The sequence below is a fragment of the Halioglobus sp. HI00S01 genome (assembly GCF_001635445.1).
In the GTDB taxonomy this organism is placed as follows: domain Bacteria; phylum Pseudomonadota; class Gammaproteobacteria; order Pseudomonadales; family Halieaceae; genus Halioglobus; species Halioglobus japonicus.
Genome location: NZ_LWEE01000298.1, coordinates 1 through 2500, shown reverse-complemented (window position 1 = coordinate 2500; position 2500 = coordinate 1). Strand labels below are relative to the sequence as shown.

The window sequence follows — 2500 nt, the reverse complement described above, 5'->3', positions numbered from 1 at the left end:
AGGTTGGCTTAGAAGCAGCCATCCTTTAAAGAAAGCGTAATAGCTCACTAGTCGAGTCGGCCTGCGCGGAAGATGTAACGGGGCTAAATTGGTAACCGAAGCTGCGGATGCATGCTTGCATGCATGGTAGAGGAGCGTTCTGTAAGCCGTTGAAGGTGAACCGGGAGGTTTGCTGGAGGTATCAGAAGTGCGAATGCTGACATGAGTAACGATAAGGGGGGTGAAAAACCTCCCCGCCGGAAGATCAAGGTTTCCTGCGCAACGCTAATCGGCGCAGGGTGAGTCGGCCCCTAAGGCGAGGCAGAAATGCGTAGTCGATGGGAAGCAGGTTAATATTCCTGCACTTCTTATTATTGCGATGGAGGGACGGAGAAGGCTAGGCCATCAGGGCGTTGGTTGTCCCTGTTTAAGGTTGTAGGCTGGTGACTTAGGTAAATCCGGGTTGCTAAGGCCGAGAGCTGATGACGAGCTCAAGGAGAAATCCGCGAGTGAAGTGGTTGATGCCATGCTTCCAAGAAAAGCTTCTAAGCTTCAGATAATGAGGAACCGTACTGTAAACCGACACAGGTGATCAGGTAGAGAATACCAAGGCGCTTGAGAGAACTCGGGTGAAGGAACTAGGCAAAATGGTACCGTAACTTCGGGAGAAGGTACGCCGGCTTTGGTGATGGGACTTGCTCCCTAAGCTGAGGCTGGTCGAAGTGACCAGGTGGCTGCGACTGTTTATTAAAAACATAGCACTCTGCAAACACGTAAGTGGACGTATAGGGTGTGACGCCTGCCCGGTGCCGGAAGGTTAATTGATGGGGTTATCTTCGGAGAAGCTCTTGATCGAAGCCCCGGTAAACGGCGGCCGTAACTATAACGGTCCTAAGGTAGCGAAATTCCTTGTCGGGTAAGTTCCGACCTGCACGAATGGCGTAACGATGGCCACACTGTCTCCACCCGAGACTCAGTGAAATTGAAATCGCTGTTAAGATGCAGTGTACCCGCGGCTAGACGGAAAGACCCCGTGAACCTTTACTACAGCTTCACACTGGACTTTGACCTTACTTGTGTAGGATAGCTGGGAGGCTTTGAAGCGGTGGCGCCAGCCATCGTGGAGCCAACCTTGAAATACCAGCCTGGTAATGTTGAGGTTCTAACTTAGGTCCGTAATCCGGATCGAGGACAGTGTGTGGTGGGTAGTTTGACTGGGGCGGTCTCCTCCCAAAGTGTAACGGAGGAGCACGAAGGTGCGCTAATCATGGTCGGAAATCATGAGGTTAGTGTAAAGGCACAAGCGCGCTTGACTGTGAGTCTGACAAGACGAACAGGTACGAAAGTAGGTCTTAGTGATCCGGCGGTTCTGTATGGAAGGGCCGTCGCTCAACGGATAAAAGGTACTCCGGGGATAACAGGCTGATACCGCCCAAGAGTTCACATCGACGGCGGTGTTTGGCACCTCGATGTCGGCTCATCACATCCTGGGGCTGAAGCCGGTCCCAAGGGTATGGCTGTTCGCCATTTAAAGTGGTACGCGAGCTGGGTTTAGAACGTCGTGAGACAGTTCGGTCCCTATCTGCCGTGGGCGTTGGAGAATTGAGGGAAGCTGCTCCTAGTACGAGAGGACCGGAGTGGACGAACCTCTGGTGTTCGGGTTGTGTCGCCAGACGCATTGCCCGGTAGCTATGTTCGGACAGGATAACCGCTGAAAGCATCTAAGCGGGAAGCCCCTCCCAAGATAAGTTCTCCCTGGGAATTTAATTCCCCTGAAGGGCCCTTGAAGACTACAAGGTTGATAGGCTGGGTGTGGAAGCGTTGTGAGGCGTTGAGCTAACCAGTACTAATTGCCCGTGAGGCTTGACCATATAATCCAAGTTATTTGCTCACCGCCAGGTGAGACAAAAGAAGACAGTTGGATGTTGTGACAAGTCCGGTGTTGAGAAACACGAAGAACAGACAGTTTGATTTACCACCCTATTTGTTGAGACGAGGCAGTGCAAAGTGCGCGTGAGGCCAACGACAGCAAGCCAGTTTGCCTGGCGACAATAGAGCAATGGAACCACCTGACCCCATCCCGAACTCAGAAGTGAAACGTTGCATCGCCGATGGTAGTGTGGGGCTTCCCCATGTGAGAGTAGGTCATCGCCAGGCTTCTAAAAAAGAAAACCCCAGTAGCGCTTGTGCTACTGGGGTTTTGTTTTTTAGGATGGGTTGATTCTCTGCCCCGTTAAGCAACCCGCAGGGTTGCCATGTGACGCAGCCTGTTCACCAGCTGTGAACGGTGAAGGGCTGCCGCAGGCATCGCGAAGCGATTGCGAGCACCGTTCGCAACCCAATGTAGGTCATCGCCAGTGGCGGAGGCGNCCCTCGTTCTAACCCAAAATCCCGTTAGCGGGATTTTTTTATGCGCGCAGAGAATAGAAGAATAGATTACCCAGGCGATAACCTGTTCTCACGGGTTAGGTTAGGGATGAGTTAGCCCGGAAAAGGTGACAGACCACGATTAATCCCTAAA

The 2500-nt window shown here is 52.5% G+C and carries 2 rRNA genes (1 of these 2 cut by a window edge); both read left to right on the top strand.

What is annotated here, in order from left to right:
* Positions 1–1850: ribosomal RNA gene (locus A3709_RS19605) — 23S ribosomal RNA — on the top strand (it extends 1052 nt beyond the left edge of the window).
* Positions 1851–2020: 170 nt separating this feature from the next.
* Positions 2021–2136 (top strand): 5S ribosomal RNA (gene rrf / locus A3709_RS19600).
* Positions 2137–2500: the final 364 nt, after the last annotated feature.